The sequence below is a fragment of the Acinetobacter sp. CIP-A165 genome, from assembly GCF_000367985.1.
Classification (GTDB): domain Bacteria; phylum Pseudomonadota; class Gammaproteobacteria; order Pseudomonadales; family Moraxellaceae; genus Acinetobacter.
Genome location: NZ_KB849202.1, coordinates 894,261 through 915,821, shown reverse-complemented (window position 1 = coordinate 915,821; position 21,561 = coordinate 894,261). Strand labels below are relative to the sequence as shown.

Sequence of the window (21,561 nt, the reverse complement as noted above, 5' to 3'; positions counted from 1 at the left end):
TCTTAAATTTAATCCAAAATCAAGCAGATTTAATCTGAATCAACTTTGCAAATAAATCATATTCATCTGCATCGGTAATTTCGACTTCAAGCAAATCCCCTGCTTTAATCAGGCTTTTATCAATATCTTCAACAAAAACATTACCATCGATTTCTGGTGCATCTGCGTATGAACGTGCAACAGCAACTGGAAATTCGTCTTCTAAGTTATCAACAAGTACAGTCATGGTTTGACCAATTCGTTTTTGCAACTTTTCCGCTGAAATTTGCTGTTGGACTTCCATAAAACGTTCATAACGTTGTTGTTTAATTTCTTCAGGAACATGATCAGGCAGATCGTTGGCTGTTGCACCTTCTACAGGCGAATAAGTAAAACAACCAACACGATCAAGTTGAGCTTCTTTCAACCAATTCAATAAAATTTGGAAATCTTCTTCTGTTTCGCCTGGAAAGCCAACCACGAATGTTGAACGAATCACCAAATCAGGGCATTTTTCTCGCCACAATTTAAGGCGCTCTAACGTGTTTTCACTATGTGCTGGTCGCTTCATCAATTTTAAGATACGTGGACTGGCATGCTGAAAAGGGATGTCTAAATATGGCAAAATCTTCCCTTGACCCATCAGGTCAATCACTGCATCAACATGTGGATATGGATACACATAATGTAAACGCACCCAAATTCCAAGTTGACCGAGTGCTTCACACATATCATAGAATTTGGTTTTTACTGGCTGACCATTCCAAAAGTCCAGCTTATATTTAGTATCTAATCCATAAGCAGACGTATCTTGAGAAATCACCAGGACTTCTTTTACACCTGCACGCTTCAGCGCAGCTGCTTCTTCCAACACCGAACCTACAGGACGAGAAACGAGATCACCACGCATACTTGGAATAATGCAGAACGTACAACGATGGTTGCAACCTTCTGATATTTTTAGATAAGCATAGTGTTTTGGTGTTAATCGAACACCTTGCTCTGGAACTAAATCGACAAATGGATTGTGCTTTGGTGGTGCAGGTACATATTCATGTACTGCTTCCATCACATCTTGATATGCTGCCGCACCTGTTACTTTAAGAACATTTGGGTGCATTTGGCGTATTTTATCTTCGTCTTTGCCTAAACAACCTGTTACGATAACTCGACCGTTTTCGCTCATGGCTTCGCCAATCGCGTCTAAAGACTCTTGTACTGCAGATTCAATAAAACCACAGGTATTAACAACAACCAAATCTGCACCGTCATAATCTGATGCAACTTGATAACCTTCAGTCTTTAACTGAGTTAAAATTCGTTCAGAATCTACCAATGCCTTAGGACAACCTAAAGATACAAAACCGACTTTGGGGGTCTTCATGAATCTGCGCTCCACTTGAATCGGCGTATTGTATGACTTTTCTTGGCTTACGCATAGCTGCAAAAACATCTCTTTGTGTAATGCACCAAAATACAACCAATCTTTTAAATAAAATCCATTAATGCACTATTTTGGAACATGCTAATATATTAAATTAAAGCGATGTATGTGAAAAATACCGTATAAATAGATCACTTCATAAATAAGCTATTGAAATTTAGCCAATACAAAGTTGGCGTGCATTTTGCATAAACTACACTTTAGAAGTTAATGGCTATTCATTCAAATTGATATTTATTGCGCCATTTTAAAACAGGACGATTCACAAATGGATCAACACAACACTATCGACTATCGACTCTTAGTAGATAATCTGACAACTGCCATTTTATTGGTCGATAGTAACCTTAATATTTTTTATTTGAATTCTGCTTGTGAAGCATTGTTTGATATCAGTCTACTCCGCGCCTCAAGACAACCCGTCTTGAATTTATTGCACGCTCATGATGATTCATTCAATACACATGAAGCTTTATTAAAAACATTAAAAAGCGGACAACATTACACACGTCGTGAAGCAGTGATCAATGTGAGTTTTAAATCAATTCACGTTGATTATACGGTTTCACAACTCAGTACTGGGAAAAACCATACTCCATTATTACTCATCGAACTCAACCCTATTGATCGCATGCTAAAGATTTCCAAAGAAGAAAACTTAGTTCAACAACATCAAGTCGCTCGTCAATTGGTTCGTGGTGTCGCTCATGAAATCAAAAATCCTTTAGCAGGCATTCGTGGTGCAACTCAACTTCTCGCACGTAGCTTAAATGATGACCGTTATGGCGAGTTTACCGACATTATTATTAGCGAAGTGGATCGACTGACCAATTTAGCAGACACCATGCTCGGTTCACGCCAATTGCCAAGTTATGAACTTGTGAATGTGCATGAGCCTTTAGAGCGCGTTAGATCATTGATTACGAATCAAACCAAGAAGAAGATTAAAATTACACGCGACTACGATCTTTCATTGCCCGATGTTATGGCAGACCGCGATCAACTCATTCAAGTCATGCTCAACATTAGCGTAAATGCCGTTCAAGCCATGACAGAAAATAAAGTTTTTTTTGTAGATTCTGAACCTGAACTTATTTTACGAACCCGTATACAACGCCTAGTGACCATTAATGGTTCTCTTCATCGCTCAACCGTTCGTGTTGATATTGAAGACAATGGACCCGGTGTACCTGAAAGTATTTTAGAGTCTGTATTTTATCCGCTGGTCACTGGACGAGCGAAAGGTACAGGTCTAGGCCTCAGCATTGCACAAAACATCATGCATCAACATAACGGAATGATCGAGTGTCAATCCGTTTCTGGAAAAACCGTTTTTAGCTTATATTTACCTTGGGAGTCGGACCGTGTCACGAAATAAAATTTGGGTAATAGATGACGATCGTGCCATGCGCTGGGTACTCGAAAAAACTTTCAAAGAAGAAGGTTTTGACGTTACCAATTTTGAAGAGGCACAAACCGCACTAGATCGCTTACATGAAGATGCACCAGATGTCATTCTGACGGATATTCGCATGCCCGGTATTGATGGTTTAACTTTTTTATCTAAAGTTAAAAACACCCATCCTGACCTACCTGTGATCATTATGACTGCTCACTCTGATCTGGAGTCAGCAGTATCTAGCTATCAAACAGGTGCTTTCGAATACTTACCAAAACCTTTTGATATTGATGAAGCATTAGCACTGGTCAATCGTGCTATTTTGCATATCAATAAATTACAACAGCAAGAAGCGACCAAAACCGCAGCAGCAGCGCCTATTCAATCCACTGAAATCATTGGTGAATCACCTGCCATGCAGGAAGTCTTCCGTGCGATTGGACGTTTATCACAATCACATATTACAGTGTTGATTAATGGTGAATCTGGGACTGGTAAGGAACTGGTTGCGCATGCCTTACACAAACACTCACCACGTCGCGCTAAGCCTTTTATTGCACTCAACATGGCTGCAATTCCAAAAGACTTAATTGAAACTGAGTTGTTTGGACATGAAAAAGGGGCATTTACGGGTGCGAACACCCAACACCAAGGACGTTTTGAACAAGCCAATGGCGGTACATTATTCCTAGATGAAATTGGTGATATGCCTTTTGAAACGCAAACTCGTTTACTTCGCGTCTTAGCAGATGGCGAATTTTATCGCGTTGGCGGACATGTGCCTGTGAAAGTTGATGTCCGTATTGTTGCTGCAACCCATCAAGATCTGGAAAAGTTGGTGAATGATGGACGTTTCCGCGAAGACTTATATCATCGCCTAAATGTCATTCGTATTCATATTCCAAAACTTGCACATCGTAGCGAAGATATTCCTATGCTGGCGCAACACTTCTTAGCTCGTGCAGGTAAAGAGTTAGGCGTAAGCCCAAAAATCTTACGTACTGAGACAACTGACTATATGCAACAACTACCTTGGCCGGGAAATGTCCGTCAGTTAGAAAATACCTGCCGCTGGCTCACTGTCATGATTACAGGTCGTGAAGTCTATCCAGAAGATCTCCCTGCAGAACTTAAACAAGTTTCTGTGCAGAAAATCTCAAGTGACGCGACGTCAACAACTTCTACTACCAGTCCAGCCTTAGTTGACCGAATGGCAGTTCATCACTGGGATGAGTTATTGTCTCAATGGGCAATTCAAAAACTCAAAAATGGTGAAATGAAGATTCTCGATATCGCCACCCCGATGTTTGAACGCACATTGATCACGGCCGCATTACAACAAACCCGTGGTCGTAAACGCCACGCCGCTGAGCTATTAGGTTGGGGTCGCAACACACTCACCCGTAAACTTAAAGAGCTAGGGATGGATTCAACCGAGGAAGATGAAGAAGAGGAAACCCGCATAGTCTAGCGCTTCAACATCTTTAACAAAAAAAGCGAGTCATTTAGGTGCTCGCTTTTTTGTTTTGTAATGGGAGTGACATATACCTCAATAAGATCACCATACAATGCATATGGTTTTTGCTATAATGAGGATTACCCAACATATGAGTATCGAATACGATGACTGATATTTGTTACCCAAATTGTGAACGACCTCAAACCCGTCGAGGTCAAGAACGTCGCCTTGCCTTACTTCTTTGTGCAACCGACATGTTTCTTGAGAAAGGTTATGATGCTGTCTCTTTGGATGATATTGTCAATCATGCTGGTGGATCCAAGACATCCATCTATAAATATTTTGGAAACAAAGAAGGGCTTTTTAGCGCAATTTGTGATTACCGAAGAGAGGTTTTCTTTAACGGGGTCTGCTTACCTTATGCCACAGAAAAGATCAGCTTAAAAAATTACTTATCTAAGACGCTCCAGCGCTTTTACCAACATATTATTCAACCTGAAAATATCGCATTTATGCGTATGTTTACCGAGCAATCACAAAAAGATGCACAATTAGCAAATTATTTTTATAACAAATGTGCCTCCAACATTCAAAACACGATCGCTTTTGCGCTTGAACAAGCACATTCAGACAATGAGATTTTTTGTTCACAACCCCATTTTTCAGCCACGATGTATTTTGGGATTCTACGTGATGTAGAGTGGCGTATTTTGATGGGTCTAGACGTGTCAGATAATGATGCTGAAATATTTGATTATATTAATTATTCTGTAGAACTATTCTTAAAAGCTCATCAAAAGGTCTAATTCTTTTGCATTTTTTTAGACCTATAGTATAGTAGTCAATTCTTTTTTATTCACCACCCAATAAAGAGCAATTAGTTATTGTTTTTATTCAATAATTATTGTGGGAGTAACTATGGCGCTTCGGCATTTTCTAACTTTACGTGACCTATCTTCTTTGGAACTGCAACGCATTTTAGATCGCGCGCATGAACTTAAGCGTATGCAACATAGCAATACGGTATATCAACCTTTTGTTGGTAAAGTTTTGGGAATGATTTTTGAGAAATCGAGTACGCGTACACGTATTTCTTTTGAAGCTGGTATCGACCAGTTTGGTGGTAGTGCTATCTTTTTATCTCCACGCGATACCCAATTGGGCCGTGGTGAACCAATTGAAGATTCTGCACGTGTTATTTCAAGCATGCTTGATATCGTCATGATCCGTACTTTTGGTCATGACATTGTCGAACGTTTTGCTTCTTACTCAAAAGTTCCTGTCATCAATGGTCTCACTGATGACCATCACCCTTGCCAATTACTCGCTGACTTACAAACCTTCCAAGAACATCGTGGCAGCATCGAAGGTAAAACAGTTGCGTGGATCGGTGATGGCAACAATATGTGTAACTCATATATTGAAGCAGCACATATGATGGGCTTTAAACTAAAAATTGCTGCGCCTGAAGGTTATGAACCACAAGCGAAATTTTTAGCCGAATTTGCCGATTGTGTTGAAGTTTTCAACAAAGCCGAAGATGCAGCCGTTAATGCTGACTTGATCGTGACCGATGTTTGGGCAAGCATGGGCCAAGAAGAAGAGCAAAAACTTCGTGAGAAAGCGTTTGCTGATTTTCAAGTCAATGAAAAACTCATGGACTTGGCTCATCCTGATTGCCTATTTATGCATTGTTTGCCAGCACATCGTGGTGAAGAAATCTCTGAAAATATGCTTGATCATAAAAATGCCGTTGTTTGGGATGAAGCAGAGAATCGCTTACATGCACAAAAAGCATTGATGGAGTTCTTACTGAACGAGAATCTAAAAAAAGGTTAATTGCCAGTATCAAAAAACAGCATCATTTGATGCTGTTTTTTTGCATCTTATATTTTTTATTTGAGCCTTATAAATTGAACACTTAAATAAAAACACTTATAGTAATCCATGCCCTTTAGATTAAGTTTCTCTTTATAAGAAAACTTCAATGACGACACAGCGGATCTTATGACGACACTTGAGCAAGCTTTATCTGAAATACCAAGTTTCTCCGTGGTGCATGAGCATTTATTTAGCTCAGCTCAACCAACTGCAGAACAATTACAGCAGATCAAAGAGTATGGTTGCAGTACAGTCATTAATCTCGCAACCAGCAAATCCGAGAACCATTTACTCAAACAAGATCAAATTTGCTTAGCGCTTGGATTAAATTATATGCATATCCCAATCGACTGGGACATGCCTTGTTCAGAACAATGCCTTTTTGTATTGGATCTCATTGATCACTTAGTACAAAACGAAGTCGTTTGGTTACACTGTGCTAAAAATATGCGTGTGAGTAGCCTCATGTATTTGTATCGCCAATTCTATATGAATATTGACCTACCAGAAGCCCAAGAACTGTTACACCAGATCTGGGAACCAAACGAGACTTGGACTGGTCTAATCCATAGCATTGCTTTACAACTCCAAGGCCGTAAAGCAACCCAAGAATTGCAACAAGCATTGATAAATACAGATCATTTTGCTTGATGTGAAATCAATACTGTCGCTGTTGCTAGGATGCCTTCTTGGCGACCAGTAAAACCAAGTTTTTCAGTGGTTGTGGCTTTAATACTAATTTGCGTCACCTCGACATCTAGCACATCTGCAATACTTTGACGCATTTCTAGATTATGTTTAGCCAGTTTCGGACGTTCACAGGCAACTGTGATATCAGCGTTATTTAAATGATAACCACGATCCAAAATCAACTGATAAACATGTTTTAGCAGCACACGACTATCAGCACCTTTATATTCTGGATCAGTATCAGGGAAATGCTGTCCAATATCACCTAAAGCCAAAGCCCCCAATAAAGCGTCGCTTAGTGCATGCAAGACGACATCACCATCTGAATGCGCTTTTAAACCGTGTGTATGAGGGATTTGAACACCTGCCAAGGTTACAAAATCACCTTCCTCAAAAGCATGTACATCCATCCCTTGTCCAATACGAATCTGAGCAACCATAACATTTTCCTTTTACAATATACCGAACAAATCTTGTATTCAGGCTTTCTATTTCGCTATAGTACGTTGAGCAAATTAGACTGAAAGTATAAGTGATTATGCTGTTGAACATGGTAAGAAATCAATTAAAGAAAGCAGGTTATATCATCGCATTGGGTTGTTTCTGCTCAACATATACATTTGCCCAATCGATCGATTGCTCTAGTCGCAATTCTGATCTCAAAATCATATGTTCAAAGCAATACGATGAACACCGACTAAAACTCAACGATAAATTTTTAACGGCTTATCTAGTCACTGACGCGCCTTTGCAACTTTTACACGATACTCAAAAGTTATGGTTAAGCCAAATACGAAAATGTAAATCGAAAGCATGTTTTCAACAGCAGTTCGATGCGCGTTTTGATGATTTGAATTTTTATACTTCAATGAATCAAACGCTCACGCAGCACTATTTAAAATACGAACATGGCAAACTTGCAGTGCAACCTGTTCATTTACAGATTCATCAGCTCGACAAAGACAAACTTAAAATTGAAGGGATCGCCTATCGAAATCCTAACAATCGTTTGGAAACACAAACAGTATCGTTGCTTGCTTATAGCACCCCGAATGAGAAAAATCAGATTACTGATAACGAGAAGATGTGCCAATATCAATTTGATTTTCAGAAAGCTTTATTGGTGATAAAAACCGAACAAAAAGGTTGCGAACGCTTTGCAGGTATTTATCGCTTATATGATTGATCTCAAAATGACGAATATGAAGCCGATGTATCCATCGGCTTCATAAAAACTTAACTTGGAAACTTCTGCGCAATTTCTTGGCTTATCAAGACTGCTGTAGCGGCAGATAATGTCCAGCCTAGATGACCATGTCCTGTATTGTAAAACACGCGCGATTGCTTACCTTGTCGCACCACTGGCAACATATTTGGCATCATCGGACGCAAACCCGCCCAAGGCACAACATGCTCTGTTGAAATATCAAAATTTTGATTGACCCAATTAACCAAAGGCTGGATGCGATCAGCACGGATATCACGGTTATAACCATTGAACTCCGCTGTTCCAGCAACACGAAAACGATCAGCACCCAATCGCGAAGTCACAATTTTTGCGCTTTCATCCAATAAGCTGACCCAAGGTGCATTGTTTACACTACGCTCGTCGTTAAGCTGGACTGTAATTGAATAACCTTTTACAGGATAAACATTAATCGTATCTCCAAGCATATCGGCCAATTGATAGCTACCGACACCACCACAAACCACAATCAAATCTGCTTCGATTTCAGTGATCTGCTCTGAGTCAGGATGAGTATTTTCCGAACTGTTTTTACATCGGACGATCACTTTATCTTGTAAACATTGGACATCGACCACATCCAAACCAAAGCGATATTTCGCACCATACTCTTGAGTTTTTTCAGCTAAGCCCACAGAGTATTTATGAATATCTCCTGTTGCATCTCCAGAAGTGTAATATCCACCAAAATATGTACCTGTTAAATTGGGTTCAATTGTCTTCATTTCTTCGGGCGTAATCGCATTACGTTCCAGTTTCCCTTCGACTAACACATCATTCACTTTTTTTGCGATTTCAAAGTCTTCTTTGGTATGGTACATGTGCAAAATACCACGTTTTTCCAAATCAAAAGAAATGTTCTCTTTCTCTGCAATTTCAAATAAACGTTGTCTCGCCAATAACGCTAAACGTACAGTTTCAATGGTGTTGGCTTTATAATTTTTAATGTGAGTCAAAAACTCAACGAGCCAGCGATATTTGTGCACACTAAAAGATGGATTGAGCAATAATGGTGCATCTTTTTTGCCCATCCATTTCATACCTTTCAGCACAGTTGCTTTTTGATTCCAAACTTCGGCGTTACAGGCAGATAACTGCCCGCCATTGGCAAAGGATGTTTCCATTGCTGGAAATAAGTGTCGATCTATTACCGTCACCTCATAACCGAGTTTAATCAATTCATAAGCAGACGTTACACCCGTAATCCCCGCACCAATTACAACAACATGTGGCATAGCAAACTCCTAGAAATGCATAACATTCCTTAATGCGTAGCCCCATCTGTCATGGTACCTGAGAGTTTTGGCAGATGATTACCAATTAATCATTGAGCCTTCCCCTTCGGTGAGTGTTTTTCATAGAAGAAATAAATTAAAATATATGTTTCTACAAATTGAGCACTGCTCTCCAGATTGTATGTCTATTATTACAGTCCTTCTGCCTGAGAGTTTCCGGGGTCGTTGCTCCTTCGGCGAGTTCATTGAAGAACTTCTCTCCCGCAATAATATTTATATCCCTACAAGCAATATATATGCCGCTTGAAAATTCAGACACTAAAATCTTGTAACTGTTTGTAGATGGAAGTTTTTTCTAGGTCAACATGATCAATCAAAAAAAAGCAGACCCTAAGTCTGCTTTCCGTCATTAAAATTTACATTGCAAAATTTGCTCAGAAAACTGCCCTTTCCATTGCTCGCGCAATGTAGGTAAATAGAACTTTTCCCCAATCGTCACCAATTCCGCATCAATCAACGCATGAATTTCATGCATCAACACATAGTCCAGTGCGAGTAATGACAGTTGAGTTTGTTTTTGTGCAATCCGTTTACGTTGAGTTTGAGCTTTTTTTACCAGCTCATTTGCAAAATCTTTATCTTTATATGTGGTAATTGCGCTTAAACGCAATTCAATGACACCCCAACCTTCCAGTAACTTTTTAAAAATTTCAAAATCTTTTGAATTGGCTTCCCATGTTAAATTTTCTAAGTCGTTATCATCAGGCAATACTGGCAATAATAAATCAACGGTACTTGGAAATATTTTCTTTAAATTCAACAGAAACTTAACAGGGTTTTCATGAGACAGACCAGAATATTGAATATGAGTTTGAGTATCTGTTAAATAAATATTAAGCATAGTAAAACAATGGTCTAGTCAATCAAACCAATATTGTACGCAGTTGTAAGTAAGAAGTACACTTCACGATGGCAGCCATCCCACGCTCTATAAAACAATAAGGGCGTATACATATACGCCCCTACTCATAATTATTTACTGTGGGGTGCAATCATCTGTTCAGGACGGACCACTTCATCAAATTGTTCAGCCGTGACCAGACCCAATTCAACTGCAACTTGTTTTAAAGTTTTATCTTCTTTATAGGCAGTTTTGGCAACTTTGGCTGAGTTTTCATAACCAATCACAGGATTCAATGCAGTGACTAGCATTAAAGAATTATGCAAGAAATGGTCAATTTTCTCACGATTTGGCTCGATGCCCACCGCACAATGATCGTTAAAACTATTACATGCATCGCCAAGCAATTGAATCGACTGTAATAAGTTATAGGCAATCACGGGCATAAATACATTTAATTCAAAATTACCCGATGCACCTGCCACATTGATAGTCGTATCGTTCCCTAATACTTGAGCAACCACCATGGTCATGGCTTCGCTTTGAGTCGGATTGACTTTACCCGGCATAATACTAGAACCAGGTTCATTTTCTGGAATACGTATCTCACCAAAGCCACAACGAGGACCACTTGCCAACCATCGAATATCATTGGCGATTTTATTTAAACTCGCAGCCAAGGTTTTTAATGCACCTGATGCAAATACGGCTGCATCGCGTCCAGCTAAAGCTTCAAATTTATTCGGCGCAGTGATAAACGGAAGTCCAGTAAGCGCAGACAACTGCTCTGCCGCTTTGACTGCATAATCAGGATGGGCATTTAAACCTGTACCGACAGCCGTACCACCCAAAGGTAATTCATATAAACCTGCAAGTGCTTGATGTAGACGTTTCACGCCATGCTCTAATTGTGATACATAACCACTAAACTCTTGTCCTAAAGTCAGGGGGGTCGCATCTTGTAAATGTGTACGACCTATTTTGACGATATCATTAAACTCATCTGATTTACGCTGTAAAGTAACTTTGAGTTTTTCAACCGCTGGAATGAGCAGCTCATTGATTTGAAGACTTGCCGCAACATGAATCGCAGTGGGGAAAGAGTCATTGGTGGATTGAGCACGATTGACATGGTCATTGGGATGTACCGGTTTTTGCGCACCGAGTGCTTGCCCTAATTTTTGATTGGCTATATTGGCAATGACTTCATTACAATTCATATTGCTTTGCGTGCCTGAGCCTGTTTGCCAAACCACCAAAGGAAACTGTGCATCCCATTGTCCAGCAATGACTTCTTCAGTAGCACCGACAATATATTCGCTCAGATCTTGAGGAAGTTGTTTCAGCTCAGCATTGGTGATTGCGGCTGCCTTTTTGACCAAGCCCATTGCACGTATCATTGCGCGTGGTAAACGCTCTTGACCGATCTTAAAGTTCTGTAAACTTCTTTGCGTTTGCGCACCCCACAAGGCTTCATTGGGAACTTCAATCTCCCCCATGGTGTCGTGTTCAATTCGCATTTGCATATCATCAACCTCTGCTCTATTTGGTTAAAATTTTCACGGGCTGAAGCAAATAGATGCTTTGGCTAGCTCAGTCGTAGAATATCTCTATAAATGTCCGACAACAGGCATCATTATCGTCAAACAGGTCATTAATGTAAATAAGAATCATTCACCTAATTACCTTTTAAAGTATTGAGATAAAATCTCCATTCATCTTCAATCATTTTGGTTAAGGAACGTTTCGGCTCCCAATTCAGTACTTTTTTTACCTTATCAATATTTGCACCTAATTGAGCCAACTCTTGATTTTGATAAACTGCTGGCTGAACACGAATCTCAGCCTGCGTCACTTTTGCGATTTCATCTAATAAGCTTTGAATAGAAGTCAACTGCGAATGTGCAATGTTGAAAGACTCTAAACAATTGCTTTGTGTTTCTAACCAATTCATCGTCATCAATACCGCATCACAAGCATCTAATACATGTAAGAAACTACGTTCTACCGTGTGATCCGTTGTTTCTGCTTGGTTTTGCAACTCGATACAATCTCTTTGCATCGCTGCAACTTGTAAAGCAAGAGGCACAATATTTTTAGGGAGTTGAGTAACATACTCACCCAATACGCCATGCTCAAATGCACCAACAATATTGGATAAACGAAAATTCACGATTTTCCATTCGTGATCAACTTTATAGGTATCGGCTATAATATCTTCAACGATTTGTTGGGTTCGAATATAAGGATTGGCAGAACGATAATTAAATTCTGTATCCTCTGATAGCTGAGAATCAGACTTCCCGTAAACAGCCAAACTAGATAAATTCAACAACTGCCTTACACCCATTCGTTGCATGGCACGCAATAAACTCATGATACAACTGACATTGTCGTTATAATACTCAAGCGGTTTCAAAGCAGATTCTTCGAGAGATTTAAAACTTGCAGTATGAATAACAGTATCGATTGAATATTGTTCAAATACTTTATTTAGCGCTGGTGTATTACGAACATCTAACTTTACAAATGGAATATACATACCTGAGATATATTCCAATCGCTCTAAGGTCTGTAAGGTAGAATTAGCTAAATTATCAACAATAACTATTTCTTTCCCTTGAGCCAATAAACTCAAAGCAATATGTGAACCGATAAAGCCTAAACCACCTGTCAGCAAAATCATTGTATAATTACCTTCTTTTTAATTATGCCCACCTTCATTTCGCCTATATGACCATAGTGAATATTCAATGAGTACACTACTGCTAATTACTTCTGCGCCTACTTCAGTAATGGCTTGGCACGCATTCGGTTTAGCGCAAGCATTACGAGATAAGCATGAAGAAATTCGTGTCTTCTTTTACCAAGACGGTGTTCAGGTTGCGAACGATTTACAGTGGTTTCCTGATGATCAACGCAATCTGAAACAAGAATGGCAAAAGCTCGGCATTCGACTCCCTGTCTGTGTCAGTGCTGCCCTTGCTCGGGGAATTACTGATGCGAGTAATGCACAACGCCATTCACTTCAACATCACAATCTAGCGCAGGGTTTTGAGCTAGTTGGACTAGGTGAGCTTGCTGATGCAGTGCAAGATTGTTCTCGTCTAATTCAATTTTAATTTAAGTTCTTTAATAGAGTGTTGCTTTTAAAAGGTATATTGTGTGAAATCTGTACTCGTCATCCTAACGCAGCCCAATTTAACCAGTTTGCAGGTCAACGAAAGTTTGTCTGCAACTATGGTTTTAGCAACCTTTGGTATTTCTGTCAAAGTTTTATTAAAGGACGCGGCACTAAGTTTATTGAACAATCAGTTAACATTCGATCAACTCAAGCATGCGTTTAAAGTCGCATCAAATATGGTCGAAAGTTTTGAGTTTTATGATTTAACGCCTATTTTGATCGAAACAAAAAATCAACAACTCAGTGTGATTCAAAATACTGAACAAGACATCGAATTTATTGAACTCAATCCACAGTTCATTCAATCATTTGACCATGTATTGTATTGGTAAGGAATCATTCGATGCAAAATACAACTTTATTTTTGATCCAGTCACCCTATTCACAACTTGATAAAATGTGGGCTGATTTATGTCAAATGGCTCAAGCTGATGACTCGATTGTGATTATGGGTGATGCGGTGTTGCATATCCCCCAAACTATTTTAGATCGCTTTTCTCATCTTTATTGTTTAAGCAGCGAGCAAAGCTTATTAAATGTTGAAATTAAAGAGTATGTGAAAATCATAGAATATACTCAATTCGCTGATTTAGTTTTACATTTTGATCGCTGTGTGACGTTGAAATAATCCATTTCCAGTTTTAAATTTACTTAGGCTATTTTATGCAATTAGAGTTAGATCAAGATGGTCATTTGCTTGATTATACGATTTGGAATCAAGAAGTCGCTCATGAATTGGCTAAATCTTTGGATTTAGAGCTAACAGCATGGCATTTTGAAGTGCTTCATGCGGTACGTCAATTTTACCAGCAATTCGGGCACTCACCAGCAACTCGTCCATTGATTAAATTTCTAATGAAAACGGTCAGTCCTGAAATTAATAATGCGGAACTACAGCAGCGATTTAATACAGGTTTAGTTGCTCGTCATTTGAGTCGTTTGGCTGGCGTTCCTAAACCTGCAAATTGTTTGTAATCCTTTTGAATCAAGCAAATTTTTTGGCACAAGTCACACAAGCAATGACTGCTACGGTCACCACAAACATGGTCATACTTACCTGCTCATGTAAGATGACTGCAGCAATCGCCAACCCAAATATCGGTTGTAATAGTTGCAACTGCCCGACTGCCGCAATACCACCAAGTGCCAACCCCTTATACCAAAAGAAAAAACCGATGAGCATACTGAAAATGGATACATAAGCTAAGCCCAATGTTGCAGACCATGAAATTTGTTCAAAACTGGTAGGGATATACAAATAAGAAATAACAAGCATGATGGGTAACATCAAAATAAGTGCCCAACAGATCACTTGCCAACCACCTAAATGTTTTGACAGCTTTCCACCCTCAGCATACCCAAATCCGCAGAGTATGATGGCTAGCAGCATAAAAATGTCACCATAGTTAAATAGCCAACTTTGGGTTTGAATCAACATAAAAGCAAACACAAGTGCTGCCCCTAAGATTGCAAATAACCAAAATGCAAAATTAGGCCGCTCACCGCCTCGTAACACACCAAAAATGGCGGTGGCCAAAGGCAATAATCCTACAAAAACGATGCTATGGGCAGCACTAACATATTGCAGCGCTAAAGCAGTAAACAGTGGAAAGCCGATAACAACACCAATTGCAACATACAATAGCGGCATCCAGTCTTTTTTCTCAGGTAATTTTTGACGTGATAAGAGGATTAAAATTAGCCCTAGCACCCCTGCAATCGCAGCCCTTGCGGCAGTTAAAAATGTCGGACTAAAATCCATGACTGCAACACGTGTTGCAGGTAAAGAGCCCGCAAATATCACGACACCTATGAGTCCATTCACCCAACCATTGCTTAAAAACTTCATTTCATCACTCCACATCTATATGGAGAATTTAAACTGTGTTAAGGTTTATATACCACACACAGTACAGTACAATTTTAAATAACCGTACTGTATAAATCACCAATACAGTTCAAGAGCGAATGGATGAAAACAACAAAAATTGATTTCGTTATACAACATGTCCATGAGCAGATTAAAAATCGTTCATTGATGCCTGGTTCGAGATTAATGTCTGTACGTGCTTTGGCTAGTCGACTTAATTTATCGATCTCAACAATTGTTGAAGCATATGAACGCCTTGCCGCTCAAGGCCTAATCGAAGCTAAAACAGGTTCAGGGTATTTTGTTGCAGGTCCTCTCGCGCCATTATCTATTTCGGAAATTCACCCTAAGATAGATCGAAACATTGACCCATTATGGATTTCAAGACAAGCATTAGAAGCAACACAAGATGTTCTGAAACCTGGATGCGGCTGGTTACCCGATGATTGGATGCCTCATGAAAATATTCGTAAAGCGGTTCGAAAAATTTCAAAAGCCAATGCAAAAATCCTGACCGATTATTCAACCCCGCTTGGTCTACCTGCATTACGTGAGCTACTTTCACGTAAAATTTTAAATAAAGGAATCGAAGCCAGTCCAAATCAAATTTTACTCACTGACTCTGGCACGCAAGCGATTGATTTAATTTGTCGCTATTTTTTAAAACCGAATGATGTCGTTCTCGTCGACGATCCTTGTTATTTTAATTTTCATGCGTTACTTAAAGTTCATCAAATACAAATCGTTGGTGTACCTTATACGCAAACGGGTCCTGATATAGCAGCATTCTCCCAAGCAATTAAAACCTATAATCCTCGTTTATACATAACCAATTCAGCAATTCACAACCCAACTGGCGCAATATTAACTGCTTCAACGGCGTATCAAATTTTAAAGCTGGTTGAACAATCCAATTTGATTGTAGTCGAGGATGATATTTTTGCTGATTTAGAATTACATACAGCGCCACGACTTGCTGCACTGGATGGATTATCACGCGTCATACATATTGGGAGTTTTTCTAAAACCTTGTCTGGTTCGGTTCGAACTGGATATCTCGCCACTAAATCTGAATGGATTGAAGATTTAACCGATATAAAGATCGCAACTTGCTTCGGTGGCAATCAGTTATCAGCTGAAATCTTATATACAGCATTAACGGATGGGAATTATCGAAAGTATTTAGAGGAATTAAAAATACGCTTGTCCAGAGCAATGGATTCAACCATCAAGCAATTAGAAACACTCGGCATAAAACCTTGGGTTAAACCACAGGCAGGAATATTTCTATGGTGCAAATTAGCAGATCATTTGGACAGTACTCGTATTGCCAAAACCTGCCTTGAACATGGTGTAATTTTGGCGCCGGGAAATGCATTCAGCCAAAGCCAAAATTATCAAAATTTCATTCGTTTTAATGTCGCACAATCTTTAGATCCAAAGATTTTCGATGTTCTATCCCATGCAATTCAAGATGAAATAAAACGACAAAAATAGGGTGATGGCTGAAATGCCAAAAGACCCTAAAAATCATGCACTTTTTTGCCTTTGATCCATAAATGCAAAATAACCTGGCCCAGCTGTCGCCCGTACATCTTTAACTTGAATAGGCTCGTCACATTCTGAGCAGACCATTCTAGGTATCATTTTCTTTCCACAGTGCTTGTGAGTAAACTCAATCGGCTTTCCAAGCCCCATATCCATCCATTTATCCGCCCATTGTACCATCGACAACATAATCGGATATAAGTCTAAACCTTTGTCTGTCAATCGGTATTCAAAACGCTCCTGTCGCTCCACATAGGGAACTTTAACCAGAATACCATGTTCAACTAAACGCTTTAATCGTTCAGAAAGAACATGTCGTGTTAAACCCAAGCTACGTTGGAAATCATCAAAACGATGGATACCCATAAACGCATTACGCAAGATCAACATCGTCCATCGATCACCCAGCACAGAAAGCGCTCGCGCAACTGAACAAGGTTGATCACCGATTTCTTCCCATTTCATTATTATCACCAAATCATTATTTTAAAGTTTTAAAAGACATTGAACCTTGTCTTGAACCGTAAGCTTAGAAACTAAGCAATATAAAATACAGTAACGACCTCAGCGATCAGATGCAATATTGGTACTGAGCTAAAAGTGAAAAAAACAATTAGTTTACAGAATACAATCAAATCCTAATCGTGAATAAATAGCCCAGAGACCAGTTGTCCTGCTTCTATTTTAATATTGGCAGGAATACGAACCAAACAATTTGCATGCATGAGATTACTCAGCATATGAGATTGCTGTTTAGCCAAGCTTTGTAGTTTAAGTTGCCCGTATTCAAAGTAGGCATGCATTCTCAAAAAACGTTCACGCGCATCTGATTTGAGTTCATGCGTCAGGACAGCGCTAAACCACTCTAGTGGCTGATCTTGATTTTGTAGAGCATCTAATAAAGTTTTGCCATAAATCTGCATTGCTACATATACGGCGGCTGGATTTCCCGGTAATCCAAGTAAATAACAAGGTTGGCCCTCACCATTTAGTGGCTTATATTCTGCAAAAAACAGCGGTTTACCCGGTTTTTGTTTTACTTTCCAAAAAACTTGCTCAAAACCCGTTTCAAATGCACAAGGACGTACAAAGTCATAATCTCCAACTGAAACACCGCCAGTGGTAATAATCACATCATACTGTTGTTTCAACTGTTCAAAGCAGTGTCTGACTTGTTCTGCTTCATCAGCAATATGCAAAATCTCCACATCTAGCCCATAATCATTGAACCATGCTTTCAACAATGGGCCATTAGCATCGAAAACTTTACCTGCTTGTAAATCCGCTGTCGTTTCCGCAACTTCATCACCTGTAACCACAACGGCAACTTTGGGCACACTAAACACATCGATGGTTTGTACGCCAGCCATACTCAGTGCAGCAAGTGCACCAATATTAATTTTCTGGCCAACATCAGCCAATTGTTGGCCAACTTGGATTTCTTCACTAGTAAATCGAATATCTGCTTCTGGTTTGATATGTTCAGCTAACCGAATTTTAGCATCAGACTCAACAACGACGATTTCCTGTCGTGCAACATGTGTTGTACCTTCAGGAATTTTTCCGCCTGTAAATATCCGAATCGCTTGCCCCTGCTGCAACGGACGATCAGATACACTTCCTGCTTTGATTTCGCCCTTCAGCTCAAAATAAGCGTCTTGGAGATACTCAAGCGAAGTATTCAACGCATAGCCATCGACTGCGCTTTGCGAAAAATTAGGGAGATTCACTTCTGAATACACAGCTTTGGCTAAATAACGATTAAGACATTGCCCTAAAGGCAATGTCTCTGTCGCAAGTACTTGAGGTCGTGTTTGAATCAGTTGTAATGCTTCATCAATACTGATTAAACCTTTTTCAGCACCACATCCAGACATTATTCATAACCTCCAGGATGAGGTAAGTCACGGCACACATCAAAAATATGGACTAACGCTGGTAAAATTGCGGCCATTGATTCACTTGCGCCACCGCGACTACCCGGTAAAGTCACCACCAATGAACGATCAATAAAACCAGCAACACCACGAGACATCGCAGCATAAGGGGTACGTCTTTGACCAAATGCACGAGAAGCTTCCATCAAACCATCTAATTTACGTTCCATGAGAGGTTCAAGTGTATCGACGGTAATATCACGCTTACTAATCCCAGTACCGCCTACCGTCATAATACATGCATAGGACTTGGTCAGCTCTAAAACCAAATCTTTCAACTGATCTGGTTCATCGGCTAAGATTTGATAATGAATCGGATCAAATCCAGCCTCAGTCAAAGTATCAACCACGGATTTACCCGCAGTATCAGGTTTACGCCCTGCTGCAACCGTGTCAGAAAGAACAATCACAGCCGCCGAAACTGGCTGACGCAAGGTGCGTTTAAAGTGAGACTTACCACCTTTTTTCTTCAGCAACTTACACTGATCTAAACAAAGTTCGTCAGGCTCACAATGTGGTTTTAACATATCGTAAATGGTCAACCCAGCTAAACTCGCAGCGGTTAACGCTTCCATCTCAACCCCAGTTGGCCCAATGGTTTCTACCGTAGTCAAAATCACGACATGATCATCTTGTAGGTCATATTCCACATCAGCACGATAGATCGGTAAAGGATGACACAGTGGAATAAGTTCATCTGTGCGTTTCGCCGCCAAAATACCTGCGATACGGGCTGTTTTCAAGGCATCGCCTTTTTCGGTATTTCCATCACGCAGCAACTGAATACAATGTGGTGGTGCATATAAAATTGCTTGTGCTTCTGCGACACGATAACTTTCAGGTTTCATCCCAACATTTTTCATTTTAACTTCCTAAAACCTTATTCGTGTGTATGCTCATGTGTGCAATGGCTATGAACATGAGGTTGAGTCTCGACTTCAGTCGTATCTTTGCGGATACAACAACCCTCAACATATTGGCTGGTGCCATCCATAAAGAATTCCTCTTTCCAAATCGGCACTTCATGCTTGACCCGTTCCACTGCTTCTTCGCAAGCCTGAAATGCTTCACGGCGATGAGCAGCATAAGCAATCGCAATAATCGCGGTTTCGCTGACATCCAAAAAGCCGATACGATGCATAACTCGCACATATGAAACCTGATATTTATCTTTTATTTGCTGCTCGATCTCACGAATCATTTTTTCAGCGACGGGTGTATAAGCCGTATATTTTAAGGCTTTAACCGCTTTTCCTTCATGATGATTACGCACCGTACCAACAAAAATATCAATACCACCACATTCAGGAAAGCTTTGAATTGGATCAAAACAATCTAAACGTAAAGCTTGATCTTGAACTCTAGCAAATTCACGCATTTTTATCCTCCTGCGACTGGTGATAACAGCACTAATGTACATGAAGAAGCCAATGCTGTTTGTCGAGCTACGATGTCCTCCCCAATAGCACAAGCGCATTTTTCCATCGCGGTTGCAGACTCAGGATAAAGTGATACTACATGTGTGAGCACATCTTGAACCAATTGACCAGCAGCAAACTCAAATGCCAATGCCTTTGGTAATAATCGCTCTATAGCACCAAAGGCTTCAATTTTAATTTCAACAGTTTGCATTTCTTCTCCAGACCACATTTTCCAAACTAACCACCCAACATATGCATACTAATCTTACGTAACTGCTGATGTTGTATCGCGTGATAACCTTTCGCTTTTTGCCATATATAAGGCTTTATTTGTAAATCGAGTTGATGGAAATCAATCGCTTTATCTAAACCTTGTTGCCGAATTGCATCTAGCAAATAGGGCTTAATATTTAAGCCTTGTTGCGCAAAAAGACAATTATATAACTCACCCAGTGCAGTCAATCGAATCCGATCACATTCACCACAAAATGAATGGGTAATGGTCGAAATAATGCCGATACGATATGTTCCATCGAGTTGATATTGACGTGCAGGTTCATGTTGTTGTTGGATGAGCTGCTGAATATCATAGTGCGGTTTGAGTTGTTCTAAAATTTCCGCCTCACTGACCACAGCTTGATCTGTCCAATGCTGATCACCATCCAAAGGCATAAACTCGATAAACCGTAATGGAATATTGTGATGTTTTGCCCATTTCACCATCGGCAAAATTTGGTCATCATTCTGACCTTTCATCAATACACAATTGATTTTAAATGGCAGTTGGGCTTGCTGAGCTGATTCGATCCCCGCTAAAACAGGCGCTAAATCTTTTTTTGTTAATATTTTAAATTGAGCAGCATCTAAGCTATCAAGGCTAATGTTTAAATCATCTAAACCCGCATCTTTAAGCTGTTGTGCATATTTTGCGAGATAATGTGCGTTAGTCGTGATCGAAATACGCTTCAAGCCTAAAGCTCTCAAAGCTTGCAAATCACGAATAAAGTGAACGACGCCCTGACGCATTAATGGCTCACCACCCGTAATACGGATGTTTTCAATGCCTTGTTGAACCATATACTGGCAAAATACCAACAAAGCCTCAAAACTCAGTAAATCTTGTTTTTTCATCCATTCTGGATGTTCAGGCATACAATAAATGCATTTGAAATTGCAACGATCAGTCACAGAAATCCGTAACTTCCGTTTAATACGACCATACTGATCCTTTAAAATCGGTAATGGCGTGTTGGCTATCTCATGCGTCATTATATGCACTCATATTGTGAATCTTCCCACTGTGGTTAGCACAAATGCTGTGCATCATCGTTTGACTAATCGCTGTGGGTTGCTTTTTTATAGCAATA

At 39.8% G+C, this 21,561-nt stretch carries 24 protein-coding genes and 1 riboswitch; of the genes, 11 read left to right on the top strand and 13 right to left on the bottom strand.

The window, feature by feature from the left end:
* Positions 1-19: 19 nt before the first annotated feature.
* Positions 20-1,363, bottom strand: a complete 1,344-nt coding sequence (rimO, locus tag F991_RS09795) for a 30S ribosomal protein S12 methylthiotransferase RimO (protein WP_004670964.1) — start codon at positions 1,361-1,363, stop codon at positions 20-22.
* 328 nt (positions 1,364-1,691) lie between these two features.
* On the opposite strand from rimO, the gene glnL reads away from it, so the two are divergent.
* From glnL to F991_RS09770, 5 genes are all read left to right on the top strand, one after another.
* Positions 1,692-2,801, top strand: a complete 1,110-nt coding sequence (gene glnL, locus F991_RS09790) for a nitrogen regulation protein NR(II) (RefSeq protein WP_004670962.1) — start codon at positions 1,692-1,694, stop codon at positions 2,799-2,801.
* Positions 2,788-4,293: a nitrogen regulation protein NR(I) gene (gene glnG, locus F991_RS09785; protein ID WP_004670959.1), complete on the top strand. Its 1,506-nt coding sequence runs from the start codon at positions 2,788-2,790 to the stop codon at positions 4,291-4,293. The genes glnL and glnG overlap by 14 nt, the downstream gene beginning before the upstream one ends.
* A 152-nt stretch (positions 4,294-4,445) precedes the next feature.
* Complete coding sequence (locus F991_RS09780) at positions 4,446-5,087, top strand: TetR/AcrR family transcriptional regulator (RefSeq protein WP_004670957.1); 642 nt, start codon at positions 4,446-4,448, stop codon at positions 5,085-5,087.
* A gap of 112 nt (positions 5,088-5,199) precedes the next feature.
* The gene (gene argF / locus F991_RS09775; RefSeq protein ID WP_004670955.1) at positions 5,200-6,120 is read left to right on the top strand and encodes an ornithine carbamoyltransferase; all 921 of its coding nucleotides are present in this window, start codon (positions 5,200-5,202) and stop codon (positions 6,118-6,120) included.
* Positions 6,121-6,288: 168 nt separating this feature from the next.
* A complete protein-coding gene (locus F991_RS09770; protein ID WP_004670953.1) occupies positions 6,289-6,813 on the top strand; it encodes a protein tyrosine phosphatase family protein in 525 nt (174 codons plus the stop codon).
* On the opposite strand, the gene ispF is transcribed toward F991_RS09770, so the two are convergent.
* On the bottom strand, positions 6,801-7,292 hold the full coding sequence (ispF, locus tag F991_RS09765) for a 2-C-methyl-D-erythritol 2,4-cyclodiphosphate synthase (protein ID WP_004670952.1): 492 nt from the start codon (positions 7,290-7,292) through the stop codon (positions 6,801-6,803). The genes F991_RS09770 and ispF overlap by 13 nt on opposite strands.
* Positions 7,293-7,390: 98 nt before the next feature.
* On the opposite strand from ispF, the gene F991_RS09760 reads away from it, so the two are divergent.
* A complete protein-coding gene (locus tag F991_RS09760; protein WP_034595532.1) occupies positions 7,391-8,038 on the top strand; it encodes an A1S_1983 family putative colistin resistance protein in 648 nt (215 codons plus the stop codon).
* A gap of 50 nt (positions 8,039-8,088) precedes the next feature.
* On the opposite strand, the gene F991_RS09755 is transcribed toward F991_RS09760, so the two are convergent.
* From F991_RS09755 to F991_RS09740, 4 genes are all read right to left on the bottom strand, one after another.
* Positions 8,089-9,333, bottom strand: a complete 1,245-nt coding sequence (locus F991_RS09755; RefSeq protein ID WP_004670948.1) for a D-amino acid dehydrogenase — start codon at positions 9,331-9,333, stop codon at positions 8,089-8,091.
* 184 nt (positions 9,334-9,517) lie between these two features.
* Positions 9,518-9,607: riboswitch (glycine riboswitch) on the bottom strand.
* Between the two features lie 135 nt (positions 9,608-9,742).
* On the bottom strand, positions 9,743-10,234 hold the full coding sequence (locus tag F991_RS09750) for a hypothetical protein (RefSeq protein ID WP_004670946.1): 492 nt from the start codon (positions 10,232-10,234) through the stop codon (positions 9,743-9,745).
* Between the two features lie 131 nt (positions 10,235-10,365).
* On the bottom strand, positions 10,366-11,760 hold the full coding sequence (fumC, locus tag F991_RS09745) for a class II fumarate hydratase (RefSeq protein WP_004670941.1): 1,395 nt from the start codon (positions 11,758-11,760) through the stop codon (positions 10,366-10,368).
* 152 nt (positions 11,761-11,912) lie between these two features.
* Positions 11,913-12,920: an NAD-dependent epimerase/dehydratase family protein gene (locus tag F991_RS09740; RefSeq protein WP_004670939.1), complete on the bottom strand. Its 1,008-nt coding sequence runs from the start codon at positions 12,918-12,920 to the stop codon at positions 11,913-11,915.
* A 67-nt stretch (positions 12,921-12,987) separates the two neighbouring features.
* Here F991_RS09740 and tusD point away from each other — a divergent pair, with 67 nt between their 5' ends.
* The 4 genes from tusD to F991_RS09720 are packed head-to-tail and all read left to right on the top strand — an operon-like array spanning position 12,988 to position 14,393.
* Positions 12,988-13,356, top strand: coding sequence for a sulfurtransferase complex subunit TusD (gene tusD / locus F991_RS09735; RefSeq protein WP_004670937.1), 369 nt, complete (start codon positions 12,988-12,990; stop codon positions 13,354-13,356).
* 43 nt (positions 13,357-13,399) lie between these two features.
* Positions 13,400-13,750 (top strand): hypothetical protein, encoded by a 351-nt coding sequence (locus F991_RS09730; protein ID WP_004670934.1) that lies wholly within the window; start codon positions 13,400-13,402, stop codon positions 13,748-13,750.
* A gap of 11 nt (positions 13,751-13,761) precedes the next feature.
* On the top strand, positions 13,762-14,046 hold the full coding sequence (locus tag F991_RS09725; RefSeq protein WP_004670932.1) for a hypothetical protein: 285 nt from the start codon (positions 13,762-13,764) through the stop codon (positions 14,044-14,046).
* A 35-nt stretch (positions 14,047-14,081) separates the two neighbouring features.
* Positions 14,082-14,393, top strand: a complete 312-nt coding sequence (locus F991_RS09720) for a TusE/DsrC/DsvC family sulfur relay protein (protein WP_004670930.1) — start codon at positions 14,082-14,084, stop codon at positions 14,391-14,393.
* Positions 14,394-14,403: 10 nt separating this feature from the next.
* Here F991_RS09720 and F991_RS09715 read toward each other — a convergent pair whose 3' ends face one another.
* Positions 14,404-15,267, bottom strand: coding sequence for a DMT family transporter (locus F991_RS09715; RefSeq protein WP_004670928.1), 864 nt, complete (start codon positions 15,265-15,267; stop codon positions 14,404-14,406).
* 123 nt (positions 15,268-15,390) lie between these two features.
* Between F991_RS09715 and F991_RS09710 the strand changes: the two genes are divergently transcribed.
* Positions 15,391-16,785, top strand: coding sequence for an aminotransferase-like domain-containing protein (locus F991_RS09710; RefSeq protein ID WP_004670926.1), 1,395 nt, complete (start codon positions 15,391-15,393; stop codon positions 16,783-16,785).
* 33 nt (positions 16,786-16,818) lie between these two features.
* On the opposite strand, the gene F991_RS09705 is transcribed toward F991_RS09710, so the two are convergent.
* The 6 genes from F991_RS09705 to moaA all read right to left on the bottom strand — a co-directional run bounded on the left by F991_RS09705 (position 16,819) and on the right by moaA (position 21,463).
* Entirely contained in the window at positions 16,819-17,301 is a 483-nt protein-coding gene (locus F991_RS09705; protein WP_004670924.1) for a winged helix-turn-helix transcriptional regulator, read from the bottom strand.
* A gap of 173 nt (positions 17,302-17,474) precedes the next feature.
* Complete coding sequence (locus tag F991_RS09700; protein ID WP_004670922.1) at positions 17,475-18,713, bottom strand: molybdopterin molybdotransferase MoeA; 1,239 nt, start codon at positions 18,711-18,713, stop codon at positions 17,475-17,477.
* The gene (gene moaCB / locus F991_RS09695; RefSeq protein WP_004670920.1) at positions 18,713-19,636 is read right to left on the bottom strand and encodes a bifunctional molybdenum cofactor biosynthesis protein MoaC/MoaB; all 924 of its coding nucleotides are present in this window, start codon (positions 19,634-19,636) and stop codon (positions 18,713-18,715) included. Before moaCB ends, F991_RS09700 begins: the two co-directional genes overlap by 1 nt.
* A 17-nt stretch (positions 19,637-19,653) precedes the next feature.
* A complete protein-coding gene (locus tag F991_RS09690) occupies positions 19,654-20,151 on the bottom strand; it encodes a molybdenum cofactor biosynthesis protein MoaE (RefSeq protein WP_004670918.1) in 498 nt (165 codons plus the stop codon).
* Between the two features lie 2 nt (positions 20,152-20,153).
* Positions 20,154-20,405, bottom strand: coding sequence for a MoaD/ThiS family protein (locus tag F991_RS09685; RefSeq protein ID WP_004670917.1), 252 nt, complete (start codon positions 20,403-20,405; stop codon positions 20,154-20,156).
* A 26-nt stretch (positions 20,406-20,431) separates the two neighbouring features.
* Positions 20,432-21,463 carry a GTP 3',8-cyclase MoaA gene (gene moaA / locus F991_RS09680; RefSeq protein ID WP_004670915.1) on the bottom strand — a complete coding sequence of 344 codons (1,032 nt, stop codon included), beginning with the start codon at positions 21,461-21,463 and terminating at the stop codon, positions 20,432-20,434.
* Positions 21,464-21,561: the final 98 nt, after the last annotated feature.